Genomic DNA, 24210 nt, shown 5'->3' with positions numbered 1-24210 from the left:
ACGGAAAAAGGTATTCCCCGCCGGGAATGCCTTTTTCCGTACCGGGCCGCAGGTGTGGGAAACTGTCCCGGTGAAAGAATCCCGGCTCTTAGTGCTCTTCGACCTTGACGGAACCCTGGTGGATCCGGCGGGCAGCATCACCGGCGGCATCAGCACCGCCCTCGCCGCCAGCGGCCTGCCCGTCCCTCCGGCGGCGGAACTCCAGCGAATGGTCGGACCTGCGCTTGTGACATCGCTGCGGGAAATCGCCGGCGTTCCGGAAGCCCGCGTTAATGAGGTCATCGCACACTACCGCGCCGGCTACCGGGACACCGGAATGGCGCAGAGCCGCCCCTACCCGGGCATCGAGGCAGCCGTCTCGCGGCTGCGCGCCGACGGCAGCGTCGTGGCCGTCGCCACCCAGAAGCCCGAACCGCTGGCGCAGGAACTGCTCCGCGTGCAGGGACTTTCGGAACTCTTCGACTCCGTGCACGGCTCACCCGCCGACGAGCAGGCCGCAGCGGCCCTCGACGGCAAGACCACCATCATCCGGGCTGCGCTGGACCGGCACGCCGGCACGTATGACCGCGCCGTCATGGTGGGGGACCGCCGGCACGACGTGGAGGGAGCAGCAGCCAACGGCCTGGACTGCATCGGCGTCAGCTGGGGCTTTGCCGGCGACGGCGAGCTGGCAGCGGCCGGTGCGGCCGCCGTCGTCGATTCGGCGGAGGAATTGCTGGCGGCGCTGCTGACGGAGCACAGCTTCCGTGTGCAGGAAAGGGCCTGCGCACATGAGCGTTTATGACCTGACCCGGGCCTCCACCCGCGGCCTGATCGCTTCCCTGTGCCGGCCCACCGTCATCGGCCTGGAGAATGTTCCGGCCAGCGGCGCGTTCATCGTGGCGGCGAACCACCTGTCGTTTCTGGACAGCGTGCTCACGCAGGCACTGATGCCGCGCCCCGTGGCCTTCTTCGCGAAGGCCGAGTACTTCACCGGCACCGGCGTCAAGGGCGCCGCGATGCGGACCTTTTTTGAGGGCGTGGGATCCATTCCCGTGGAACGGGACCAGCAGGCCGCGTCAGTGGCGGCGCTGCAAACCCTGCTGGACCGGCTTGAGCAGGGCAGCGGGATCGGCATCTACCCGGAGGGCACCCGGTCCCGGGACGGCCTGCTGTACCGCGGGCGGACCGGTGTGGGCTGGCTGGCGCTGACCTCCGGGGCGCCGGTGGTGCCAGTGGGGCTGATCGGCACCGAAAACCTGCAGCCGGCGGGCAAGAAATGGATCAAACCGCAGCATTTCACCATGAAGGTGGGCCGGCCGCTGTACTTCCAAAAGACCGGACCCAACCACGCCCTGCCCGCCCGGCGCCAGGCCACCGACCGCGTCATGGACGCCATTGCCGAGCTCTCCGGGCAGGAACGCTCCGGCAGCTACAACCAGAGCAAGCCCGAAGGGTAAGCCGGCAGCCGGTTCAGCGCCCCGCGAAAAGCCGCCCGGGACTGCGCAAAGGCGCCCGGCAGCAACCGTAGGATGGAAACGTGGCAGATCCAGCAACATACCGGCCGAAAACGGGGGAGATCCCCACCGCTCCAGGCGTTTACCGTTTCCGTGACGAGCACCGACGGGTCATCTACGTCGGCAAGGCCAAGAACCTCCGCTCCCGCCTGAACTCCTACTTCGCGAATCCGCGGGGCCTGCTGCCCAAGACGCGGGCCATGGTGCACACCGCCTCCAGCGTCGAATGGACTGTGGTGGGCACCGAGCTGGAAGCGCTGCAGCTGGAGTACACCTGGATCAAGGAATTCAACCCCCGGTTCAACATCATGTTCCGGGACGACAAGTCCTATCCGTACCTGGCCGTCACCATGGGGGAGAAGTATCCCCGGGCGCAGGTGATGCGCGGAGACCGGCGCAAGGACACCCGCTACTTCGGTCCGTTCTACCCCGCCAAGGCCATCCGCGAGACCCTCGACACCCTGCTGCGCGTCTTTCCCGTCCGCACCTGCAGTTCCGGTGTCTTCAAGCGTGCCGAGCGCACCGGCCGGCCCTGCCTGCTGGGCTACATCGACAAATGCGCGGCACCGTGCGTCGGGCGGATCAGCCCGGAGGACCACCGCCAGCTGGCCGCCGAACTCTGCGACTTCATGTCCGGCGAAGGCAAACGCTTCATCGGAACGCTGGAGAAGGAGATGCAGGCCGCCGTGGCCGAACTGGACTACGAGTCCGCCGCCCGGCTGCGCGACGACATCTCGGCCCTGCGCAAGGTCTTCGAACGCAACAACGTGGTGCTGAGCGAGGACACCGACGCCGACATCTTCGCACTCGAGGAAGACGAGCTTGAAGCCTCGGCCCAGGTGTTCCACGTTCGGGCCGGCAGGATCCGCGGCCAGCGCGGCTGGGTCGTGGAGAAGGTCGAGGATGCCGACACCTCGGACCTCGTGGAGCACCTGATCCAGCAGGTCTACGGGGAGTCAGCCTCCACCGACCGCATTCCCCGCCAGGTGCTGGTTCCGGAGCTGCCGGCCAACGCCGACGAGCTGGCGCTGTGGCTCTCCGGCCTGCGCGGGTCCCGGGTGGACATCCGTGTTCCGCAGCGCGGCGACAAGAAGGCCCTGATGGAGACGGTGGCCCGCAACGCCGCCGACGCCCTGCGTCTGCACAAAAGCCGCCGCGCCGGGGACATCACCACCCGCTCCGCCGCGCTGCAGGAACTGCAGGAAGCCCTGGACCTGCCGGTGGCCCTGCTGCGCATCGAGTGCTACGACATCTCCCACGTCTCCGGCACCAACGTGGTGGCCTCCATGGTGGTGGCCGAGGACGGGCTGCCGAAGAAGTCCGACTACCGCAAGTTCTCCATCACCGGCGACGCGGCCCGGGATGACACCTCGGCCATGTACGACGTCATCTCCCGCCGTTTCCGCAACTACCTCGCCGAAAACGCGGATCCGGCCGCCGACCCCGCAGCGGCCGAGGCGCTGGCCAAGCTGCCCGCGGAACGCACCGGCACCGATGTCCAGCCGCTGACGGACACGCTCACCGCCGCTCCCCGGGCCAAGTTCGCCTATCCGCCCAACCTGGTGGTGGTCGACGGCGGCCAGCCGCAGGTGGCGGCGGCCTCCCGGGCCCTGGCGGACCTGGGCATCACCGACATCTACGTGGTGGGCCTGGCCAAGCGGCTGGAGGAGGTGTGGGTCCCGGACAGCGACTTCCCGGTGATCCTGCCGCGTGCCTCCGAAGCCCTGTTCCTGCTCCAGCGCATCCGCGACGAAGCACACCGCTTCGCCATCACCTTCCACCGCCAGAAGCGGGCCAAATCCATGACCGCCTCCCTGCTGGACGAGATTTCCGGCCTCGGACCGGCCAAGCGTGCAGCGCTGCTCAAGGAGTTCGGGTCGGTCAAGAAGCTGCGCAGTGCCTCGGCGGAGGAGCTGCAGCGGGTGCCGGGCATCGGGCCGGCGCTGGCGGCGTCGGTCCACGCCCAGCTCGCGGAGAAGGGCGGCTCGGCCGGCGCCCCCGCGGTGAACATGGCCACCGGCGAAATCATGGAAACTTAGCTAGGCTGGATAATCGGCTTCCTTCCCTGGAGCAGGTGCGCTTCGGGCTCCAATGCAGCAGAAACCGGTACGGGGAGAGACCTGTGCCAAAAAAGAACCCTAAGGATGGGACGACGGACATGAACGAACAGGACGCGCTGACCCCGGTCAAGCCCGCCGAGTCGGAGCTGCTGGTGGTTACCGGCATGTCCGGCGCCGGACGCAGCACGGCCGCCAACGCCCTCGAGGACCACGGCTGGTACGTGGTGGAGAACCTGCCGCCGCTGATGCTGGGCACCCTGACCGAGCTGGTGTCCCGGATGCCGCATTCCATCCCCAAGCTGGCTGTGGTCATCGACGTCCGCAGCAAGGAACTGTTCAAGGACATCAGGGAGGCCCTCAGCGGCCTCCGTGCAGCCGGCGTCTCCTACCGGCTGCTGTTCCTGGACGCCGAGGATGAAACCCTCGTGCGCCGCTTTGAGCAGGGCAGGCGCCCCCACCCGCTGCAGGAGGACGGCAGCATCCTGGATGGCATCGCCGCCGAGCGGGATGTGGTCAAGGAACTGCGCGAATCATCCGACGTCGTCGTGGACACCTCCAAGCTGAACGTCCACGCCCTGGCCACCACCATCACCGAGCTCTTCACCGAATCCGGGCCGATCGTGCTGCGGCTGAACGTGATGAGCTTCGGGTTCAAGTACGGGCTGCCGGTGGATTCCAACTATGTGGCGGACGTCCGTTTCATCCCCAACCCGCACTGGGTTCCCCAGCTGCGCCCGCACACCGGCCTGGACGAAGACGTCCGCGACTACGTCCTGCAGGCCCAGGGCACCGCGGACTTCCTGGACCGGTACGTTGAAGCCCTGGTCCCGGTCATCGACGGCTATCGGCGGGAGAACAAGCACTACGCCACCATCGCCGTCGGCTGCACCGGCGGCAAGCACCGCTCAGTGGCGGTGACGGAGGAACTGGCCAAGCGCCTGGCGCAGCTGCCGCACGTGACGGTCAGCGCCCACCACCGCGACCTCGGGCGCGAGTAGATGACGTTCCTGACCGGGCCGCTGCCGATGATTCCGCAGGCCGGCGCGGCCCGGGACGCCGGCGGCAAGGACGGTTCCCCGGCAGTGGTGGCCCTGGGCGGCGGCCACGGACTGTCCGCGTCACTGTCGGCGCTGCGGCTGCTGACCACCGACCTGACGGCGGTGGTCACGGTGGCCGACGACGGCGGGTCCTCCGGCCGGTTGCGCCACGAGCTTGACGTGCTGCCGCCCGGCGACCTCCGGATGGCCCTGGCTGCCCTCTGCGACGACACCGACTGGGGGCGGACCTGGCGCGACGTCATGCAGCACCGGTTCCAGTCCCGGCCGGGGGTCAAGGGCTCCCTGGACAACCATGCCCTCGGGAACCTGCTCATCGTGACGTTGTGGGAGCTGCTGGGCGATCCCGTCGCCGGCCTGCAGTGGGCCGGCGCGCTGCTCGGCGCCCGCGGCCAGGTCCTGCCCATGTCCACGCAGCCGCTGACCATCGAGGGCGACGTGCTGCGGCGCACGGCCTCCGGCGAGTATCTGGAACTGGTGACCGGACAGGCCCGGCTGGCGACGGCCGGAGCCCGGGGCAAGGTCACCGGCGTCCGGCTGACTCCTGCTGATGCGGTGGCCTGCCCCGAAGCGGTCACGGCCATCGAGCGGGCGGACTGGGTCATCCTTGGCCCGGGGTCCTGGTACACGTCGGTGCTGCCGCACCTGATGCTGCCGGAACTGCGGAGCGCACTCTGCCGGACGAAGGCCAAACGCTGCCTGACCATGAACCTGAGCAACGAAACGAAGGAAACCGCCGGCATGTCGGCACTTGACCATCTGGCCGAGGTGCAGCGCTATGCGCCCGGGTTCCGGGTGGACGCCGTGCTGGTGGATCCGGCCGTCATTGAGGATCCGGAGGCCTTCGGCGAGGCGGTGGCCAAGATGGGTGGGCGGCCCGTTTTCGGTAAGGTGGGGGCAGCGACCGGCCGGCCGATCCATGATCCGTTGCGCCTGGCCACCGCGTACCACGATATGTTTGGGGAGAACTAGGAGTGTATTTGTGGCATTGACCGCAGCAGTAAAAGAGGAACTTTCACGCCTTGATGTGAAAAAGTCCTCCGTCCGCAAAGCGGAAGTATCGGCCTTGCTGCGATTTGCCGGAGGACTGCACATCATTTCCGGGCGCATTGTTATTGAAGCCGAAGTGGATCTCGCTTCCACGGCGAGGCGGCTGCGTGCCGCGATAGCCGAGGTGTACGGCCACGCCTCCGACATCATTGTGGTGTCCGGAGGAGGCCTGCGAAGGGGCAGCCGCTACGTGGTGCGCGTCGTCAAGGACGGCGAATCACTCGCCCGCCAGACCGGACTCCTGGATGCCCGCGGCCGTCCGGTCCGCGGGCTGCCCTCAGTGGTGGTCAACGGCTCCGCCGCCGACGCCGAAGCCGTGTGGCGCGGTGCCTTCCTCGCCCATGGATCGCTGACGGAGCCGGGCCGCTCCTCCTCGCTGGAGGTGACCTGCCCGGGCCCCGAAGCCGCCCTGGCCCTGGTGGGCTCGGCCCGCCGGATCGGCATTGCCGCCAAGGCCCGCGAGGTGCGCGGAATCGACCGCGTGGTCATCCGCGACGGCGACACCATCGCCGCCCTGCTCACCCGCATGGGCGCCCACGATGCCCTGATGGTCTGGGAAGAGCGCCGCATGCGCAAGGAAGTCCGGGCCACCGCCAACCGGCTCGCCAACTTCGACGACGCCAACCTCCGCCGCTCGGCGCAGGCAGCGGTTGCCGCCGGAGCCCGGGTGGACCGTGCGCTGGACATCCTCGGCGACGACGTGCCCGAGCACCTGCGGTACGCGGGGGAGCTGCGCGTGGCCCACAAGCAGGCCAGCCTCGACGAGCTGGGACACCTGGCCGAACCGCCCATGACCAAGGACGCCATCGCCGGACGCATCCGCCGGCTCCTGGCCATGGCCGACAAGCGGGCCGCCGAGCTGGGCATCCCCGGAACCGAGGCCAATGTGACTCCTGAGATGCTTGACGAGTAGCGTTAAAGCATAAGATGGCCTAAGCATGCTGCCTTTTGGCGGCACCGAAAGTTTCCGGGTGGAAACGCCGTCCGGATAACCGAGCCGATCTATTTCCGACTCATCAGGAGGATTTTGTGAACGAATACACTCTGCCGGAACTGCCGTACGATTACGCGGCACTGGAGCCGAACATCTCCGCCCGCATCATGGAACTGCATCACGACAAGCACCACGCCACCTACGTGGCCGGCGCCAACACGGCACTGGCACAGATGGCCGAAGCCCGCGAGAAGGGTGACTTCGCAACCATTCCGAAGCTGTCCAAGGATCTGGCCTTCCACGTCGGCGGCCACGTCAACCACAGCATCTTCTGGAACAACCTCTCACCGGAAGGCGGCGACAAGCCGGTTGGCGAGCTCGCTGCCGCCATCGATGACTTCTTCGGTTCCTTCGACGCCTTCCGCGGCCAGTTCACCGCTGCCGCGATGTCGCTGCAGGGATCCGGCTGGGCACTGCTGGCCTACGAGCCGCTGGGCAAGAACCTCGTGATCGAGCAGCTCTTCGACCAGCAGGGCAACGTTCCCGTCGGAACCATTCCGCTGCTGATGCTGGACATGTGGGAGCACGCCTTCTACCTGGACTACGTCAACGTGAAGGCCGACTACGTCAAGGCCTTCTGGAACATCGTCAACTGGGCCGATGTGGCCACCCGCTTCGAGGCCGCCCGCACCGGCGCCCAGGGACTGATTCTCCCGGCATAATCGCGTCTGCGGCCTACAAATCCGGCCCTCCACCGGTACACGGGACAGGGCCGGCGCGTAAGATGAGTTCGAGGGTTCCCGCCCGGGCTGAGAAGCCCGGCGGGGCCTCCCGGCCCGGCCGGCAGAGTGTTTGCCGGCAGGCCCGGGATCAGTTTTCCGGTTCCTCCAATCCCGTCAGACCAGTGGCCTGCGCAGACACAAGGTCACGTTTCTTCGGTACACCCGCAATCAAGGAGACAGAAAAGTGACTACTCGTGTTGGAATCAACGGCTTCGGACGCATTGGACGAAACTACTTCCGCGCAGCACTGGAGCAGAACGCCGACCTCGACATTGTGGCCGTCAACGACCTGACCAGCCCCGAAACCCTGGCCCACCTCCTGAAGTACGACTCCGTGACCGGCCGCATCGGCGCTGACGTGGAAGTACGCAACGGGGACCTGGTTGTCGGCGGGAAGACCATCAAGGTCCTCGCCGAGCGGGACCCTGCCAACCTCCCCTGGAAGGACCTTGGCGTTGACGTCGTCATTGAGTCCACCGGGTTCTTCACCAAGGCAGAGGACGCCAAGAAGCACCTCGACGCCGGGGCCAAGAAGGTCCTGATCTCCGCTCCGGGCAAGGGTGCTGACCGCACCATCGTCATGGGCGTCAACGACGGCGACTACAACGCGGAGACCGACAACATCGTCTCCAACGCCTCCTGCACCACCAACTGCCTGGGCCCGCTGGCGAAGGTCATTCACGAGGCGTTCGGAATCGAGCGCGGCCTCATGACCACCGTTCACGCTTACACCGCTGACCAGAACCTCCAGGACGGCCCCCACCGCGACCTGCGCCGAGCCCGCGCGGCGGCGCTGAACATCGTGCCCACGTCCACCGGCGCCGCCAAGGCCATCGGCCTGGTCCTGCCGGAACTGGACGGCAAGCTGGACGGTTTCGCCCTCCGCGTGCCGGTGCCCACCGGTTCGGTCACCGACCTCACCGTCACGCTCAGCCGGGAAGCCTCCGTCGAGGAAATCAACGCCGTGTACAAGGCGGCATCCGACGGTCCGCTGAACGGCATCCTGCGCTACACGGATGAACCGATCGTGTCCTCGGACATTGTCACCGATCCGGCGTCGTGCATTTTCGACTCGGGACTGACCCGCGTGATGGGCAACGAGGTGAAGGTGGTCGGCTGGTACGACAACGAGTGGGGCTACTCCTGCCGCCTGGTGGACCTGACCAAACTGGTGGCGTCCAGCCTCTAGCCACGTCCCGTCCACAACCGATCCACAGCCCCACCCCCAATGCCCGCAAGGGACGTAAAGGTAGACATGACAGTCAAGACTCTCGAGGAACTGATCAGCGACGGCGTCAATGATCGGTATGTGCTGGTCCGCTCGGACCTGAATGTGCCGCTGGACAACGGCCGGGTGGCCGACGACGGACGCATCCGTGCGTCCATCCCGACCATCGGGAAACTGGTGGAGCACGGAGCCAAGGTGATCGTCATGGCGCACCTGGGGCGGCCGAAGGGCGCGCCGGAGGAGAAGTACTCGCTGAAGCCCGCCGCTGACCGGCTGGACGAACTCGCACCGTTCGCAGTCGAGTTCGCCGCCGACGTGGTGGGTGAAAGCGCCCACGCGCTGGCGGCTTCGCTGGCACCGGGCTCCGTCCTGGTACTGGAGAACATCCGGTTCGATCCGCGCGAAACGTCGAAGAACGACGACGACCGCCTGGCGTTGGCCCGCGAACTTGCCGGACTGACGGACAACAGCGGATCGTACGTGGACGATGCTTTCGGTGCGGTGCACCGCAGGCACGCCAGCGTCTACGACATCGCCGAGGTGCTGCCCGCCTACCAGGGCGACCTGGTCACCACCGAGGTTGAGGTCCTGAAGAAGCTCACCGAGAGCCCCGAGCAGCCCTACGTCGTCGTTCTCGGCGGCTCGAAGGTCTCGGACAAGCTGGCCGTGATCGAGAACCTCATGGAGCGCGCAGACTACCTGCTCGTCGGCGGCGGCATGGTGTACACCTTCCTCGCCGCGCAGGGCTTCAAGGTCGGCGCTTCGCTGCTGGAGGCGGACCAGATCGAGAACGTCAAGGGCTACCTCAGCCGCGCCAAGGAGATGGGCTGCGAATTCGTGCTGCCCACCGACATCGTGGTTGCTGACAGGTTCGCGGCCGATGCGGACTCCGAAGTGGTCCCGGCCGACGCCATCGAGAACAGCCGGTTTGCTGCCTCCGGCACCGGACTGGACATTGGCCCGGATTCCGCTGCCGCCTTCGCCGAAAAGATCCGCTCCGCCCGCACCATTTTCTGGAACGGTCCCATGGGCGTCTTCGAGTTTGACGCGTTCGCCAACGGCACCCGCGCCATCGCGCAGGGGCTGAAGGACTCCGACGGCTTCTCGGTGGTGGGCGGCGGCGATTCCGCTGCCGCTGTCCGCAAACTCGGTTTCAGCGACAGCGACTTCGGGCACATTTCCACCGGCGGCGGTGCTTCGCTGGAGTACCTCGAAGGCAAGAAACTGCCGGGGCTGACCGTCCTCAACCAGTAACATCCGGTGCGGGCCCTGCTGCCTCACGGCTGCGGGCCCGCACTGTCATGTCCGCCCTTCCCCGCCCGGACAGATCCCACCAATCCCATACCACCTAAGAAACCGGAGCGATGATGACTACCTCGACCAACGGCAAATTTGATCGGACACCGCTGATCGCGGGCAACTGGAAGATGAACATGGACCATGTCCAGGGCATCACCCTCCTGCAGAAGCTGGCGTGGACGCTCAAGGACGCGCAGCACGACTACAACCGTGTGGAGGCGGCGATCTTCCCGCCGTTCACCGACCTGCGCAGCGTCCAGACCCTGATCCGGGGCGACAAGCTTGACCTGGAATACGGTGCACAGGATCTCTCGCCGCAGGATTCCGGCGCCTACACCGGCGACATCTCCGGTGCCTTCCTGTCCAAGCTGGGCTGCAAGTATGTCCTGGTAGGCCACAGCGAACGCCGCACCGTCCACGGCGAAACCGACGAACTGCTGAACGCAAAGCTCAAGGCCGCCTACCGCAATGGCCTGGTGCCGGTGCTCTGCGTGGGCGAAGGGCTGGAAATCCGGCAGTCGGGCCAGCACGTGGAGCACACCCTTGAGCAGGTCCGCAACGACCTGGCCGGCCTTGACGCCGAGCAGGTTTCCAGCCTGGTGATCGCCTACGAACCGATCTGGGCCATCGGCACGGGCGAAGTGGCCGGCCCCGAAGACGCACAGGAAATGTGCGCAGCCATCCGCAGCGAAATCGCTGACCTGTACGACGACGCCGTTGCCGCCAAGACCCGCCTGCTCTACGGGGGGTCCGTGAAGGCAGCAAATGCGGCAAGCATTCTGAAGCAGCGCGACGTCGACGGCGTGCTGGTGGGCGGCGCCAGTTTGGATGTCACCGAGTTTGCTAATATTGTCAGGTTCGAACAACACCTGGTGACCGACTGATTTGCAGCTGACCTGCACCGCAGCAGTGTCTCCAATCCATGAGTCACCCCCGAAAGGCCGTAAGTGGAAATTCTGAAGATTATCCTGTTGGTTCTTCTTGCCATCACCAGCCTGTTGCTGACGTTGCTCATCCTGCTCCACAAGGGGCGGGGCGGCGGCATGTCGGACATGTTCGGCGGCGGCATGACCAGCAGCATGGGTTCCTCCGGGGTTGCCGAAAAGAACCTTAACCGCTTCACCGTCATCCTGGGACTCTCGTGGGGAGCCGTGATTGTCGCCCTGGGCCTGATCCAGCGCTTCTCCGGCGAAGCTTAGGCGAAGCATAGCCACTGCCAGAGGCACCTGCGGACAGAACGTCAAAAGCCCCGGGGATCCGCAAGGATCCCCGGGGCTTTCGTCTGCCGGCTAGTTCCCGGTGCCGGACCCGGAGCCCTCGGGGTCCAGAAGCCGGTCGGGCAGCTGGGAGGAGGCCGCCTGGTCGATGAGCCAGCGGGTCTTGATCAGTCCGCGTGCTCCGGCGGCGGGTACCTGGACCGGTCCGGCGCCGGCCAGGGCCAGGCCCACCGCACCGGCCTTGTCCTCGCCGGCGACGGTCAGCCACACCTCTTCGGCGGTGTTGATCGCCTCCAGGGTCAGCGACACCCGCTCCGGCGGCGGCTTGGGAGCGTTGCGCACGGCCACCACGGTTTCTCCGGTGGTGCGAACGCCGGCCATCTCGGGGAACAGCGAGGCGATGTGTGCGTCGGGGCCAACCCCCAGCAGAAGCACGTCGAACCGGGGCAGCCTGGGGTCCCGGGACTTCACGCCCCACGGCAGGTCCTCCTGCGCGGCAGCTGCGGCCAATGCGCGGGCGTAGCCGGCCGCCGCGTCCTCAACGGAGGCGGCGTCGTCGGACGCGGGAACCGGATGCACCCGGGCGGGGTCCACGGGAAGCCGTGACAGCAGGGCACCGCGGGCCTGCACGGCATTGCGGTCGGGGGAGTCCGCCGGCAGGAAGCGTTCGTCGCCCCACCAGAAGTTCACCTTGGACCAGTCCACGGCAACCCGGGCCGGGGCCGTGGAGACGGCGTCGAGCACGGCGATTCCCACGGTGCCGCCGGTCAGCACCACCGTGGCTTCCCCGCGCCGGCTCTGCACGTCCACCAGCTTGGTGATCAGCCGGCCAGCGGTCGCCGCGGTCAGGGCCTCGACATTCGGGTGGATGCTCACTCCGTTGGGTGAGTGCTTCATGCGTTAGCCCCTTCCTGGGACAGGCAGGCTGCCAGCCCCTGCGTCAGTACTTCACCGTAAACCTCGTCGGGGTCCAGCCGCCGCAGCTCCTCGGCCAGGCAGTCGCGGAGGTTGCGGCGCGGCAGCGAGATCTGCTGTTCCGGCTGGCCCGGCTGGGTCAGGTGCGCCGTAATCTGGTCCGGGCGGAGCAGCTCAACGTTGCCGCCGGCCCGGGTGAAGACCACCTGGTGGATGCCGGTGCCAGGCTCGCCCTCGACGATCTTCACCGGAACCCGCAGCGCGTGTTTCAGCCAGGCCGCGAGCAGGAAGGTGCTGGCGGAATCCGACGCGCCGGCCACCGTCACCGAGGACACCGGATCCGCCCCTGCACCGTCCAGCACCGCCGCCAGCTGGATCCGCCAGTTGGTCAGCCGGGTCCAGCTCAGGTCGGTGTCCCCGTCGGCATAGTCGTCGCCCAGCGCCAGCAGCGCCTTCTTGGGATCGGCCTCGGTCGCGGCGTCGGTAATCCGGCGGTGGGCGATGCTGCCCAGTGGCGTCCGGGAGGGGTTTTCCGGGACGCCGTGGGGCCACCAGACGACGATGGGAGCATCCGGCAGCAGCAGCGCCGAGACCAGCGAAACGCTTTCCCCGGAGAGCTCGCCGTGCCCGGAGAGGACGATGACCTCGGAGGCGCCGGCGTCGCCGCCGACACGGATCTCGGCGTCGAGCCTCGTTTCATCCGTCGGGGAGCCCTCGGCGAGCACGATGATCCGGCAGGGATGTTCCCGGCTGGCTTCGTTGGCGGCGGCGATGGCCTCCTCGACGAAGTCGGGCTGGGTGTCGACGACCAGGGTCAGCACGCGTCCCAGGGTCACCACGCCGCCTTTTTCGCGCATGGCGACAATTTCCTTGGATACCTTGGACGTTGTTGTGTCCGGCAGTTCAACAATCACGGCCTTCTCCAGGTTCTTCCGTCTTGGGCGAGCAGTTCATCGGCGGAGTCCGGACCCCAGCTGCCGGGAGCGTACGGTTCCGGCTGGGTGCCCAGGGACTCCCAGTACTCTTCGAACGGGTCGACGATCTTCCAGGACAGTTCAACTTCCTGGTGCCGCGGGAACAGCGGCGGCTCGCCCAGGAGCACATCGAGGATGAGGCGTTCGTACGCTTCCGGGCTGGACTCCGTGAAGGAGTGGCCGTATCCGAAGTCCATGGAGACGTCCCGGACCTCCATCTGCGTGCCCGGCACCTTGGATCCGAAGCGGATGGTGGCGCCTTCATCCGGCTGGACCCGGATCACAATGGCGTTCTGGCCGAAGTCGTGGTCGTTGTGGTCGCGGAAGAGCAGATTGGGCGCACGCTTGAACACCACGGCGATTTCAGTGACGCGCCGGCCCAGCCGTTTGCCGGCCCGCAGATAGAACGGAACCCCGGCCCAGCGGCGGGTGTTGATGTCCAGCCGGACGGCGGCAAAGGTCTCGGTGGTGGAATCCGGGTTGAACCCTTCTTCCTCCAGGAAGCCGGTGACCTTTTCTCCGCCCTGCCAGCCGCCGGTGTACTGGCCGCGTGCTGAGTGCTTGGACAGGTCCTCGGGAAGCCGGACGGCGGCGAGCACCTTTTCCTTCTCCGCGCGCAGGTGGTCGGCGTCGAAGGAGATGGGCTCCTCCATGGCAGTGAGCGCCAGCAGCTGGAGCAGGTGGTTCTGGATGACATCGCGGGCCGCGCCGACGCCGTCGTAGTAGCCGGCCCGTCCGCCGATGCCGATGTCTTCGGCCATGGTGATCTGGACGTGGTCAACGAAGTTGGAGTTCCAGATCGGTTCGAACATCTGATTGGCGAAACGCAGGGCCAGGATGTTCTGGACCGTCTCCTTGCCCAGGTAGTGGTCGATGCGGAACACCGAATCCGCCGGGAACACCGACTCCACGACGTTGTTCAGTTCACGCGCCGATTTCAGGTCGTGGCCGAAAGGCTTTTCGATGACGACCCGGCGCCATTTGCCCTGGGAGGTCTCGGCAAGCCCGTTCCGGGAAAGCTGCTGGCAAACCTCTTCGAAGGACTTCGGCGGAACCGAGAGGTAGAACGCGTGGTTGCCGCGTGTGCCGCGCTCGGCGTCGAGGTCTTCGAGGGTGCTCTTGAGATGAACGAAGGCCTCGTCGCTGTCGAAGCCGCCCTCGACGAACCGGATGCCCTCGGAGAGCTGCTTCCACACGTTCTCGTCGAACGGGGTGCGGGCATGGGCCCGGACGGATTCCAGAACCCGGGCCGCGAAGTCTTCGTGGCTCCAGGGCCGGCGGCCGAAGCCGACCAGCGAGAAGCTGGGCGGCAGCAGGCCGCGGTTGGCCAGGTCGTAGACGGCCGGAATCAGTTTCTTCCGGGCCAGGTCGCCGGTCACGCCGAAGATGACCAGCGACGAGGGGCCGGCAATGCGGCTGAGCCGCCGGTCGCGGGGATCCCGGAGCGGGTTGCCGGACCCTGTCCTGTCATCCGCCATCTAGCTGATCCCGTCTTCGCGGACCAGCGAACGCACGGCGTCTTCCAGCTCGCGAACGCCCTGTTCCCGGTTCAGCAGGTTCAGGCGCAGGACCGGACGGCCCTGGTCCGCGAGGACCTTGGCGTCTCCGGCGGCCTGGGCGGAAATCAGTTCACCAAAGGTGAAGGGACGGCCCGGAATGGGAAGGTCCTCGCCCGGCTCGCCGGTGATCTGCAGGAAGGCGCCCTGTGCCGGGCCGCCCTTGTGGAACTGTCCGGTGGAGTGCAGGAACCGCGGTCCCCAGCCGAAGGTCACCGGACGTCCGGTGGCAGCGGCAAGTTCAGGACGGATGCCGGCGAGCTCTGCCTGCCGGAACCGGTCCAGGTAGGCATGGATGCTCAGGTAGCCGTCGGAACCCAGCCGGCCGGTCAGGGCGGCGAGGGCTTCCCGGAGCGTGGTGGCGTTGCCCAGCAGCTCGGCCGGGCCGCGGACCTCCACGGCGCCGTCGGTGAAGGCGGGCGCCGTGGGTTCGGGGCGCGCGTCCAGCATGCCGCGGGCGGCCTTCTTGGCCGCCTCGACGTCGGGCTGGTCGAAGGGGTTGATGCCCAGCAGCCGGCCGGCGACGGCGGTGGCCACTTCCCAGAGCATCATGGAGCCGCCGAGGGTGCCGGCAACCACTGCCTGATCTCCCTCGGGTGCGGCGTCGGAGTCCACAGCCACCAGGCGGACGGTCAGCACATCGGCGGCACGCGACGTGATTTCCGGCGCGCCGGGTTCGACGACGACGGGCAGCAGGCCGGTGCCGAGCTTGCCGGTGGACTCGGCAATGAGCTGCTCGGCCCAGTCGGGGAACCCGACCAGTCCGGATCCTTCATCAACGATGACCACCTTGTTGCGCAGCGGCGAGGTGCCGCCCAGGGCGGCGCCCAGCTGCAGGCCGATGTTGTCGGCCGCATTGTCACTGAGGATTTCCAGTGCGTCCTCGGCGTCGTCCAGCAGCGTCTCAATGTCGGCTCCGGCCAGGCCGGAGGGCACCAGGCCGAAGGCCGTCAACGCCGAATAGCGGCCGCCGACGTTCGGATCGGCATTAAAGACGGCACGGTAGCCGGCCTCGCGGGCGGCACTGTCCAGGGGGGAGCCCGGGTCGGTGACGATCACGATGCGCGACTTGGCGTCGATCCCGGCGTCGGTGAACGCCTGCTCGAACGTCCGGCGCTGGGAATCTGTCTCAACGGTGGAACCGGACTTGGAGGAGACCACAATGACCGTCTCCTCCAGCCGGCTCTCCAGTGCGGCCCGGACGGCATCCGGGTCGGTGGAATCCAGCACCGTCAGATCCACTCCGGCGGTGCGGGTAATGACCTCCGGTGCCAGGGAAGAACCGCCCATGCCGGCGAGGACCACGCGGGTCACTCCCTCGGCGGCCAGTTCTTCCCGGAGCCCGCGGATCTGTCCCACGAGCGGCCGGGACGCCTCGGAAGGGTTCAACCAGCCGAGCCGGACGGAAGCCTCCGCTTCGGCGTCGGGACCCCACAGCGTGGGGTCCTGGGCGAGGAGACGGGCGGCGACGTCGTTCCGCACCAGGGAAGGTACGTTTTTTTCGACGGCGGCCAGCGCGGCTCCGGCTGCTTCGAAGGACAGTGTGGTCATTTGCTTATGCCTCTTTTGCGGTGTCCAGTGCGGTCTTCACGGTCTCGAGGAGTTCTCCCCAGCTGACCACGAACTTGTCCAGGCCTTCGGTTTCCAGCTGCTCCACGACGTCGGTGTAGGACACTCCGAGGCGGTCCAGCTCGTCCAAGAGGGCACCGGCCGCGGCGTAGGTGCCGGTGACGGTGTCCCCGGTGATGACGCCGTGATCCGCCGTGGCGTCCAGGGTCTTCTCCGGCATCGTGTTCACGACGTGCGGGGCAACGAGCTCCGTGACGTAGAGGGTGTCCGGCAGCGCCGGATCCTTCACGCCGGTGGAGGCCCACAGCGGACGCTGGGCGTTGGCGCCGGCGGCAGCCAGCACGGCCCAGCGCTCGGTGGCGAACTGCTCTTCGAAGACCTGGTAGGCCAGGCGGGCGTTGGCCAGTCCGGCCTTGCCCTTGAGCGCCTTGGCTTCATCGGTGCCGACGGCGTCCAGGCGCTTGTCGATTTCGCTGTCCACGCGGGAAACGAAGAAGGAAGCCACCGAGTGGATCGTGGACAGGTCGTGTCCGTTTTCCTTGGCCTGCTCGATGCCGACCATGTAGGCGTTGATGACCTCGCGGTAGCGCTCCAGCGAGAAGATCAGCGTGACGTTGACGCTGATGCCGGCGGCCAGCGTGGCGGAGATCGCCGGGAGGCCCTCCTTGGTGGCCGGAATCTTGATCAGCACGTTGTAGCGGCCGACCTTGTCGAACAGCTCGCGGGCTTCCTTGATGGTGCCTTCGGTGTCCCGCGAGAGGCGGGGGTCAACCTCGATGGAAACGCGGCCGTCAACGCCGGAGGTGGCTTCGGCCACGGGGGCGAAGACGTCGCATGCCTGGATGACGTCGTCGGTGGTGATTTCGAAGACGGCCTTGTCAACGTCGGCGCCGGAGCGGGAGAGCTGCTGCACCTGGGCGGCGTAGGATTCGCCGTTGGCCAGCGCGGCAGCGAAGATGCTCGGGTTGGTGGTGACGCCGACAACGTTCTTGCTGTCGATGAGGTTCTTGAGGGACCCCGAGACGATGCGTTCGCGGGACAGGTCGTCCAGCCAAATGGATACGCCGGCTTCGGAAAGCTGCGCGGTGGGAGTGGAAGTCATGAATTGTCTCCTTGTTGCTGGAATTACTTCTGGTCGCCGGTTTCGGTGGATTCTCCGCCCGACGGCGCGGCAGAGGTGCCGGCCGGAGGAGTGTCCGAGCCGTGGGCAGCAGCCAGGGAATCCCGGGCGGCTTCCGCAACGGCCTCGGCGGTGATGCCGAACTCGCGGTAAAGGGTCTTGTAGTCCGCCGAGGCGCCGAAGTGCTCGAGGGAAATGCTGCGGCCGGCGTCGCCGACCAGCTCGCGCCAGCCCTGGGCGATTCCGGCTTCCACCGACACGCGTGCCTTGATGTTCTTCGGCAGGACGGATTCGCGGTACTGCGCGTCCTGCTTGTTGAACCACTCAACGCTGGGCATCGAGACCACGCGGGCGGCGATGCCCTCGGCTGCCAGGGCCTCGCGGGCCTCGACGGCGAGCTGGACCTCGGAGCCGGTGCCGATGAGGATGACGTCAGGGGTCACCACGGAACCGTCCCGGACAGCCTCCGCCAGGACGTAACCGCCGCGGGAGACGCCCTCGGCGGAAGCGAAGGTCTCGGCCGTGGCTGCGCCGTCGCCGCGCTCGTACGTGGGGATGTTCTGGCGGGTCAGCACGATGCCGGCGGGGTTTTCGGTGTTCTCCAGGATCGTCTTCCAGGCCACGGCAACTTCATTGGCGTCGCCGGGACGGACAACGTCCAGGCCCGGAATGGCGCGCAGCGAGGCCAGCTGCTCCACCGGCTGGTGGGTGGGGCCGTCCTCGCCCAGGCCGATCGAGTCATGCGTCCACACATAGATGGCCGGAACACCCATCAGGGCGCCGAGGCGGATGGCGGGACGCTGGTAGTCGCTGAAGATCAGGAACGTGCCGGAGAACGCGCGGGTGCCGCTGTGCATGACGATGCCGTTGACGATCGATGCCGCAGCGTGCTCGCGGATGCCGAAGTGCAGCACCCGTCCGTACGGGCTGCCGGACCAGGTGCTGGTCTGCTTTGACGCCGGGATGAAGGACGGGGAGCCTTCGATGGTGGTGTTGTTGGATTCGGCCAGGTCGGCGGAACCGCCCCACAGCTCGGGAAGCACCGGGCCAATGGCGGAGAGGACCTTGCCGGAAGCGGCGCGGGTGGACATGTCCTTGCCGGCATCAAACTCCGGCAGCGCCTTTTCCCAGCCCGCCGGAAGCGTGCCGTTGCTGATGCGCTCCAGGAGGGCGGCGCCGTCGGCGTTTGCCGCCTTCCACGCCTCGAAGCCCTTGTTCCACTCGCTGTGCTCCTCGGCGCCGCGGGACACGGCCCGGCGGGTGTGCTCCAGGACCTTGGGATCCACGTCGAAGGACTTGTCCGGGTCAAAGCCCATAACTTCCTTCAGGGCGGCAACTTCGTCCTTGCCCAGCGCGGAACCGTGGATCTTTCCGGTGTTCTGCTTGTTCGGTGCCGGCCAGCCAATGATGGTCCGCAGCGAAATGATGGAGGGCTTGCTGGTCTCGGCCTTGGCAGCGAGGAGTGCCGAGTAAAGCTCGTTGACGTCCTCGACGTACTCGCCGGTCTTGGTCCAGTCCACGCGCTGCGTGTGCCAGCCGTAGGCTTCGTAGCGCTTGAGGACGTCTTCGGTGAAGGCGATGTCGGTGTCATCTTCAATGGAGATGTGGTTCTCGTCGTAGATCACCACGAGGTTGCCCAGCTCCTGGTGGCCGGCCAGCGAGGAGGCCTCGGAGGTGACGCCCTCCTGGAGGTCGCCGTCGGAGGCAATGACCCAGACGGTGTGGTCGAACGGGCTCTCGCCCTGCGGCGCGTCGGCGTCGAGCAGGCCGCGCAGGCGGCGCTGGGCGAACGCGAAGCCCACGGAAGAGGCCAGGCCCTGGCCGAGCGGGCCGGTGGTGATCTCCACGCCGTCGGTGTGGCGGTACTCCGGGTGGCCGGGGGTCTTGGAGCCCCAGGTGCGCAGCGACTCCAGGTCTTCGATCTCCAGCCCGTAGCCGGAGAGGAAGAGCTGGATGTAGAGCGTGAGCGAGGTGTGCCCGGGGGAGAGGACGAAGCGGTCCCGGCCGGTCCACTGGGGATCTGACGGATCATGGCGCATCAGCTTCTGGAACAGCAGGTAGGCTGCCGGTGCCAGGCTCATGGCTGTTCCCGGATGTCCGTTGCCGACCTTTTCGACGGCGTCGGCGGCCAGAACGCGAACGGTGTCCACGGCCTTCCGGTCCAGGTCTGTCCAGATCAGTTCTTGCTCTTCCATATGTGGCACGTTTACCGGGCCCCTCTCTACTACAGATGACCGGCGCGTCAAACGCCGGAGACTCCTGAACGCGCTGGTTCTTCCAGTGCATACGGTTCTTAACCACCACAACAGTCGGATCCGAAGAATCCATACCGGGGTGTGGCATGTTTGTCCTGCATGGTGCTGCCCAGCGGCAATTTACCCGCCGCGGGAAAGGTCCGCTCCAACCTTATCCCGTGGGCAGGACCTATGGGCGTATCGTTTCCTTCAGCGGGACTTCCGCCGTGTTGGTGCGCTTGTGCAGGCCCTGTCCGGACCTTGTCCGGACCCCGTGCAGGCGCGGCAGTGCAGGGCTTCGTTTTCTACAGCCGATAGAGGCTATGATGATGGTGGACTTTTCCGGCCCAGATTGGATGATGTGATCGCCCCGTGACAACGCAGCAAGCCCCCGCCGACCTTCCGGTGTACACCGGCAAGATGACGGCAGGCCGTAAGCTCCGGGCTTATGTGGCTCTGACCAAGCCGCGCGTCATCGAACTGCTGCTGGTGACCACCCTGCCGACCATGATCTTCGCTGAGCGGGGGCTGCCGGGCCTGTGGCTCGTTGTCGCCACCATGGTGGGCGGAGCCCTTGCGGCCGGCAGTGCCGGTGCCTTCAACTGCTACATCGACCGCGACATGGACAAGCTGATGAAGCGGACCAAGAGTCGTCCGCTGGTCACCGGGGAAGTGTCTCCGCGGGAGGCCCTGGTCTTCGCCTGGATCCTGGGCGTTGTTTCCATCGCCCTGCTGTGGTTCGGTGCCAACCCGCTCACCGGGCTGCTGGGCGTGGGCGCCATCCTGCTTTACGTCGTGCTGTACACCCTGATCCTCAAGCGCCGCACCACCCAGAACATTGTCTGGGGCGGCGCCGCCGGCTGCATGCCGGTGCTGATCGCCTGGGCCGCCGTCACGAACCGGGTGGAATGGCCGGCGTTCATCCTCTTCATGATCATCTTCCTGTGGACGCCGCCGCATTACTGGCCGCTGTCCATGAAGTACGGCGAGGACTACCGCAACGCCAGCGTGCCGATGCTCGGCGCGGTGGCCGGCGCCAAGCTGGTTTCGGTGCAGGTTGTGCTCTACGCCTACGCCACCGTGGCCTGCTCGCTGCTGCTGGTTCCCGTGGGCGGCGCCGGCTGGGTCTACACCCTGGCCGCCGTGCTCAGCGGTGTGTGGTTCCTTGCCGAAACCCATCGCCTGCACAACCGGGCGCAGCGCGGGGAGATCACCGACAAGACCGCCATGAAGGTCTTCCACGGCTCGATCAGCTACCTGACGATCCTGTTCCTGGCCCTGGCCGTCGATCCGTTTGTGGGCGGCCCGCTGCTCTAGCCCGCGGGTTCGGGTTACAGGGGCCCGGCGGACATTTCATCGACGGGCCGCGGAACCTTGAAGGACCGGAGGAAACTCCGGTCCTTTTTTGCGTGCGGGGTTCTTTTTTGTGTGCGCTATCCTTCGTGCAGTTCAGGGGCCTTGGCCAGATCCTTCGTACAGATCAGGGGGTAAAAACGTCCAAAACAGGGGTTTTGGTCCCGTTATCTGCACTAAGGAATGTGGGAGAGCCCGCGATCTGCACGATAGATGCACCAACGGGCCGCGGGCTCCCGCGATCTAGCGCCACTTCCGCTGCCACGCTGGGATATCCCTGCCATTTTGGGCTGGTACTGCGGAGCGGCAGCAGAATTCCCGAACGGCAGCAGACTCCCGGAGCGGCAGCAGAAGTGGTGCGGCCTGAGGTGAACGCGGCGTGTCGGGCGGGAAAGATGTTCCGCTGCAGCCGGCAGGCAAAGCAGCACAGGATAAAAGCACCATGGGCCGGACTCCCGAAGGAATCCGGCCCATGGTGTGGCGCTGAGGCAGCGCCCGCCCCAGTGCGGCGGCGTGAGCCGGCGGCCTACCGGCGGACGTCCGTCTCGGAAGCGGCGGCTCCTGAGCGGACCGGGGCAGCGGTGCCGGAAGCAGCACCGGCATCCTTCCCCGGAACCTGGCGGGAGAAGCCGGTGAAGACCACGTGTGCGGCCGCAGCGGTGAGCAGCGACGCGCCGAGCATGTGCAGTCCCACGAGCACGATCGGCAGGTGCAGGAAGTGCTGCGCGTAGCCAATGACGGCCTGGGCCAGCACGACGGCGGTCAGCAGCAGCAGCGAACGGCGCAGCCGGCCGTCAGCGGCATGCCGGAACACCAGGTAGAGGGCTACGGCGAGGGCAAACACGAGCATGTACACGGGCACCACATGGATGCGGGTCATCAGGTCCGGATCCAGCCCGTTGCGCGCCGCGCCGTGGTCCCCGGCGTGGGGTCCGGAACCGGTGACGACGACGCCGAGCACCACGGCCAGCGCCGAGAGGACACCCAGTGCGCCAAGCAGCGGACGCAGCGTGCGGGTGGCCAGCGGTCCGTTGGTGCCGGCCAGCTGGGCCGGGGTCAGCCAGGCGCGGTTGACCAGCACGGTGGCCAGCACAATGAGGAACATCGACAGGATGAAGTGCCCGCCCACGATCCAGGGGTTCAGGCCCGTCCACACAGTGATGCCGCCCAGCAGCGCCTGAGCGGGAATGCCGGCAAGCAGGACGATGGAGAGCCGGAACAGGTCACGGCGCTCGGCGCGGGCGCTCCAGACGCTGAACACCATGGCAAAGGCGATGGCGGCCAGCACGAAGGTCAGCAGGCGGTTGCCGAACTCGATGATCCCGTGGACACCCATTTCCGGCGTGGTGGTCAGGGAGTCCGGGGTGCACAGCGGCCATTCCGGGCAGCCCAGTCCCGAAGCGGTCAGCCGCACCGCGCCACCGGTGACCACGATGGCAATATTGGCAACGAGCGTTGCAACGGCAAGAGTGCGGACTGTTTTTCCCGCTGCGGGCGACGCAGCGGGCGATGACGCGTCCGGGGACCCGGCCTGGGGGACGGCGGGGGAGGAACCGGGGGATGCAGATGACACGGAATTTAGCTCCATTTGAACCAGCGGACAGCAGCAAGGCCACCCAGGATTGTCCACGCGGTCAGGATCAGCGTGGCGGGGATATTGAATGTGGCGTCGAGCAGTGCGGACCGCATGGCTTCACCCAGTGCGGCCGACGGCAGGATTTCCACGAACGGCTGCAGCATCTCCGGCAGGCTTACCGCCGGGATGATGATACCGCCGGCAGCCGCCAGAAGTATCCAGAGCAGGTTCGTGATGGCCAGCGTTGCCTCGGGTCGGACGGTGCCGGCCACGAGCAGCCCCAGCGCGGTGAACGCGGCGGCACCGAGCAGCAGGGAGACGAGCCCGAGCGGAATGCCCGCCCAGGACGGCTGCCAGCCGAGGAAGCCGGCCACAATGCTCACCACCACCACTTGGATGGCCAGAACGGCGACGACGGCGATTCCCTTGCCGGCGATCAGCCCGGCCTTGCCCAGCGGGGTGGTGGACAGGAACCGCAGGACGCCGTAGCGCCGGTCGAACCCGGTGGCGATGCCCTGGCCGGTGAAGGCAGTGGACATGGCGCACAGGGCCAGGACCCCCGGCGTCGCGATGTTGATGCGGGAACCGGCGAACCCGTCCAGGATGGGCGTCACGGACAGCGCCACCAGCGCCATCAGCGGCAGGAAGACGGCCAGGATCAGCTGTTCTCCGTTGCGGAGCATGGTGATGGCCTCGTAGCGCCCCTGATTAAGGATGCGCACGGGCAGCGAGGCGGGAGCGCTCATCGGATTTCCCTTCCGGAAAGGTCGAGGAAGACATCCTCCAGGGACCGCGAGGCCATGTGGATGGCGGACGGAAGGAGATTCAGCCGGGCCCACCAGGCGGAAAGGGCGGCAACATCCGCGGGCGTAATCGCACCGCGCAGCGTGTAGTGGCCGGGCACCGGTTCAGCAGCGGCCAGATGGACGAGCCCGACGGCGGCCAGGTCCAGTCCCGGGGCGGCGTCGAAGGTCAGCAGCCGCTGGTCGGCAAGCTCGCCGGTTTGGGCGGTCAGCTCGGCGACTGTGCCCTGCGCAACGGTCTTGCCCGCATCGATGATGTAGACGTAGTCGGCGAGTTTTTGCGCGTCGTCCATCAGGTGGGTCGTCAGGATGATGCCCAGGCCCTCGGCGCGGAGCTCCGAAATCAGGTCAAAGACAATCTGCCGCGACTGCGGGTCCAGTCCGGCGCTCGGCTCGTCCAGGAACAGGACCTCCGGCCGGCCGATCAGGGCGGCCGCCATGGCGAGGCGCTGCTTCTGTCCGCCGGAGAGCCTGCGGATGTTGGTGTTGGCGAAGCTGCCGATGCCGAGACGGGCCACCAGCTCCTCCACGGGACGCGGGTCCGCGTACATGGAAGCGATGTGGTGCAGCAGGGGGACCGGCCGTGCCGACGGGGGAAGGCCGCCGTCCTGCAGCATCACGCCCACTCGGCTGCGGAGATCCGCTCCGGCCCCGTAGGGAGCCTGCCCCAGCAGCAGGACCTCGCCGCCGTTAATGGGCTGCAGGCCCTGCGCGCATTCCAGCGTGGTGGTCTTGCCGGCGCCGTTGGCGCCCAGCAGGGCGGTGACGGAGCCGCGGCGCGCGGTGAAATCCACGCCGGCCAGCACCCGGATCATTTTGCCGTCGAGACCGGCTACCGGACCGCAGTCCTTAATCAGGCCTTTGATGGTCAGGCAGGGTTCGTCGTTAGGCACCGTCATATTCTACGTTAGGTAGTACTGGAGGATGCACCCGGCGGCGGCGGACGCCGCGGGGCACTCCGGCGATGGGAAGCCTGTCCTTAGTGGCAT

21 protein-coding genes are annotated in these 24210 nt (G+C 67.0%); 12 read left to right on the top strand and 9 right to left on the bottom strand.

The features are described 5' to 3' along the window. Positions 1–70: 70 nt before the first annotated feature. From QNO08_RS09720 to secG, 11 genes are all read left to right on the top strand, one after another. Positions 71–784, top strand: a complete 714-nt coding sequence (locus QNO08_RS09720) for an HAD hydrolase-like protein (RefSeq protein ID WP_229965712.1) — start codon at positions 71–73, stop codon at positions 782–784. Beyond that, positions 771–1439: a lysophospholipid acyltransferase family protein gene (locus QNO08_RS09715; RefSeq protein ID WP_229965713.1), complete on the top strand. Its 669-nt coding sequence runs from the start codon at positions 771–773 to the stop codon at positions 1437–1439. Before QNO08_RS09720 ends, QNO08_RS09715 begins: the two co-directional genes overlap by 14 nt. Positions 1440–1519: 80 nt before the next feature. After that, positions 1520–3535, top strand: coding sequence for an excinuclease ABC subunit UvrC (gene uvrC / locus QNO08_RS09710; protein ID WP_229965714.1), 2016 nt, complete (start codon positions 1520–1522; stop codon positions 3533–3535). 119 nt (positions 3536–3654) lie between these two features. After that, the gene (gene rapZ, locus QNO08_RS09705; protein ID WP_229965715.1) at positions 3655–4554 is read left to right on the top strand and encodes an RNase adapter RapZ; all 900 of its coding nucleotides are present in this window, start codon (positions 3655–3657) and stop codon (positions 4552–4554) included. Beyond that, complete coding sequence (locus QNO08_RS09700) at positions 4555–5583, top strand: gluconeogenesis factor YvcK family protein (RefSeq protein WP_229965716.1); 1029 nt, start codon at positions 4555–4557, stop codon at positions 5581–5583. A gap of 10 nt (positions 5584–5593) precedes the next feature. Then, positions 5594–6574, top strand: a complete 981-nt coding sequence (gene whiA / locus QNO08_RS09695) for a DNA-binding protein WhiA (protein WP_229965717.1) — start codon at positions 5594–5596, stop codon at positions 6572–6574. Positions 6575–6690: 116 nt separating this feature from the next. Beyond that, positions 6691–7317: a superoxide dismutase gene (locus QNO08_RS09690; RefSeq protein ID WP_229965718.1), complete on the top strand. Its 627-nt coding sequence runs from the start codon at positions 6691–6693 to the stop codon at positions 7315–7317. Between the two features lie 244 nt (positions 7318–7561). Next, entirely contained in the window at positions 7562–8566 is a 1005-nt protein-coding gene (gene gap, locus QNO08_RS09685) for a type I glyceraldehyde-3-phosphate dehydrogenase (protein WP_229965719.1), read from the top strand. A gap of 66 nt (positions 8567–8632) precedes the next feature. Further along, positions 8633–9859 carry a phosphoglycerate kinase gene (locus QNO08_RS09680; protein WP_229965720.1) on the top strand — a complete coding sequence of 409 codons (1227 nt, stop codon included), beginning with the start codon at positions 8633–8635 and terminating at the stop codon, positions 9857–9859. A gap of 113 nt (positions 9860–9972) precedes the next feature. Next, positions 9973–10788 carry a triose-phosphate isomerase gene (tpiA, locus tag QNO08_RS09675; RefSeq protein WP_229965721.1) on the top strand — a complete coding sequence of 272 codons (816 nt, stop codon included), beginning with the start codon at positions 9973–9975 and terminating at the stop codon, positions 10786–10788. A 63-nt stretch (positions 10789–10851) separates the two neighbouring features. Beyond that, positions 10852–11103: a preprotein translocase subunit SecG gene (gene secG, locus QNO08_RS09670; protein ID WP_229965722.1), complete on the top strand. Its 252-nt coding sequence runs from the start codon at positions 10852–10854 to the stop codon at positions 11101–11103. A gap of 90 nt (positions 11104–11193) precedes the next feature. Here the strand turns inward: secG and pgl are convergent, their stop codons facing one another. Genes pgl through tkt form a run of 6 tightly spaced genes read right to left on the bottom strand, consistent with a single transcriptional unit; the run spans position 11194 to position 19450 of the window. After that, the gene (gene pgl, locus QNO08_RS09665) at positions 11194–12018 is read right to left on the bottom strand and encodes a 6-phosphogluconolactonase (RefSeq protein ID WP_229965723.1); all 825 of its coding nucleotides are present in this window, start codon (positions 12016–12018) and stop codon (positions 11194–11196) included. Beyond that, the gene (locus QNO08_RS09660) at positions 12015–12950 is read right to left on the bottom strand and encodes a glucose-6-phosphate dehydrogenase assembly protein OpcA (RefSeq protein WP_229965724.1); all 936 of its coding nucleotides are present in this window, start codon (positions 12948–12950) and stop codon (positions 12015–12017) included. Before QNO08_RS09660 ends, pgl begins: the two co-directional genes overlap by 4 nt. Then, positions 12947–14488, bottom strand: coding sequence for a glucose-6-phosphate dehydrogenase (gene zwf / locus QNO08_RS09655; protein WP_229965725.1), 1542 nt, complete (start codon positions 14486–14488; stop codon positions 12947–12949). Before zwf ends, QNO08_RS09660 begins: the two co-directional genes overlap by 4 nt. Continuing rightward, a complete protein-coding gene (locus QNO08_RS09650) occupies positions 14489–16117 on the bottom strand; it encodes a phosphoglucose isomerase-related protein (protein WP_229965726.1) in 1629 nt (542 codons plus the stop codon). A 4-nt stretch (positions 16118–16121) separates the two neighbouring features. After that, the gene (tal, locus tag QNO08_RS09645; RefSeq protein WP_229965727.1) at positions 16122–17237 is read right to left on the bottom strand and encodes a transaldolase; all 1116 of its coding nucleotides are present in this window, start codon (positions 17235–17237) and stop codon (positions 16122–16124) included. A gap of 23 nt (positions 17238–17260) precedes the next feature. Next, complete coding sequence (gene tkt, locus QNO08_RS09640) at positions 17261–19450, bottom strand: transketolase (protein ID WP_229965728.1); 2190 nt, start codon at positions 19448–19450, stop codon at positions 17261–17263. A 459-nt stretch (positions 19451–19909) separates the two neighbouring features. Here tkt and QNO08_RS09635 point away from each other — a divergent pair, with 459 nt between their 5' ends. Continuing rightward, positions 19910–20806, top strand: a complete 897-nt coding sequence (locus tag QNO08_RS09635; RefSeq protein ID WP_229965799.1) for a heme o synthase — start codon at positions 19910–19912, stop codon at positions 20804–20806. A 562-nt stretch (positions 20807–21368) separates the two neighbouring features. Here the strand turns inward: QNO08_RS09635 and QNO08_RS09630 are convergent. From QNO08_RS09630 to QNO08_RS09620, 3 genes are read right to left on the bottom strand one after another with little or no spacing between them, the layout of a single operon-like run. Next, entirely contained in the window at positions 21369–22415 is a 1047-nt protein-coding gene (locus QNO08_RS09630; protein WP_229965729.1) for a COX15/CtaA family protein, read from the bottom strand. 5 nt (positions 22416–22420) lie between these two features. Then, positions 22421–23164, bottom strand: a complete 744-nt coding sequence (locus tag QNO08_RS09625; protein ID WP_229965730.1) for an ABC transporter permease — start codon at positions 23162–23164, stop codon at positions 22421–22423. Next, positions 23161–24120, bottom strand: coding sequence for an ABC transporter ATP-binding protein (locus QNO08_RS09620; RefSeq protein ID WP_229965731.1), 960 nt, complete (start codon positions 24118–24120; stop codon positions 23161–23163). The genes QNO08_RS09625 and QNO08_RS09620 overlap by 4 nt, the downstream gene beginning before the upstream one ends. Positions 24121–24210: the final 90 nt, after the last annotated feature.

This window comes from Arthrobacter sp. zg-Y820, assembly GCF_030142155.1.
Lineage (GTDB): Bacteria > Actinomycetota > Actinomycetes > Actinomycetales > Micrococcaceae > Arthrobacter_B.
The sequence above is the reverse complement of the archived record's forward strand: the minus strand, read 5'-3'. Positions and strand labels throughout refer to the sequence as shown.

What these genes read in the sequence shown, in the direction of transcription:
- QNO08_RS09715 (WP_229965713.1), top strand. Translation starts at nt 771, where the DNA reads ATGAGCGTTTATGACCTGACCCGGGCCTCCACCCGCGGCCTGATCGCT.
- rapZ (WP_229965715.1), top strand. Translation starts at nt 3,655, where the DNA reads ATGAACGAACAGGACGCGCTGACCCCGGTCAAGCCCGCCGAGTCGGAG.
- QNO08_RS09700 (WP_229965716.1), top strand. Translation starts at nt 4,555, where the DNA reads ATGACGTTCCTGACCGGGCCGCTGCCGATGATTCCGCAGGCCGGCGCG.
- QNO08_RS09680 (WP_229965720.1), top strand. Translation starts at nt 8,633, where the DNA reads ATGACAGTCAAGACTCTCGAGGAACTGATCAGCGACGGCGTCAATGAT.
- tpiA (WP_229965721.1), top strand. Translation starts at nt 9,973, where the DNA reads ATGACTACCTCGACCAACGGCAAATTTGATCGGACACCGCTGATCGCG.
- pgl (WP_229965723.1), bottom strand. Translation starts at nt 12,018, where the DNA reads ATGAAGCACTCACCCAACGGAGTGAGCATCCACCCGAATGTCGAGGCC.
- zwf (WP_229965725.1), bottom strand. Translation starts at nt 14,488, where the DNA reads ATGGCGGATGACAGGACAGGGTCCGGCAACCCGCTCCGGGATCCCCGC.
- QNO08_RS09650 (WP_229965726.1), bottom strand. Translation starts at nt 16,117, where the DNA reads ATGACCACACTGTCCTTCGAAGCAGCCGGAGCCGCGCTGGCCGCCGTC.
- tal (WP_229965727.1), bottom strand. Translation starts at nt 17,237, where the DNA reads ATGACTTCCACTCCCACCGCGCAGCTTTCCGAAGCCGGCGTATCCATT.
- tkt (WP_229965728.1), bottom strand. Translation starts at nt 19,450, where the DNA reads ATGGAAGAGCAAGAACTGATCTGGACAGACCTGGACCGGAAGGCCGTG.
- QNO08_RS09635 (WP_229965799.1), top strand. Translation starts at nt 19,910, where the DNA reads ATGACGGCAGGCCGTAAGCTCCGGGCTTATGTGGCTCTGACCAAGCCG.
- QNO08_RS09625 (WP_229965730.1), bottom strand. Translation starts at nt 23,164, where the DNA reads ATGAGCGCTCCCGCCTCGCTGCCCGTGCGCATCCTTAATCAGGGGCGC.
- QNO08_RS09620 (WP_229965731.1), bottom strand. Translation starts at nt 24,120, where the DNA reads ATGACGGTGCCTAACGACGAACCCTGCCTGACCATCAAAGGCCTGATT.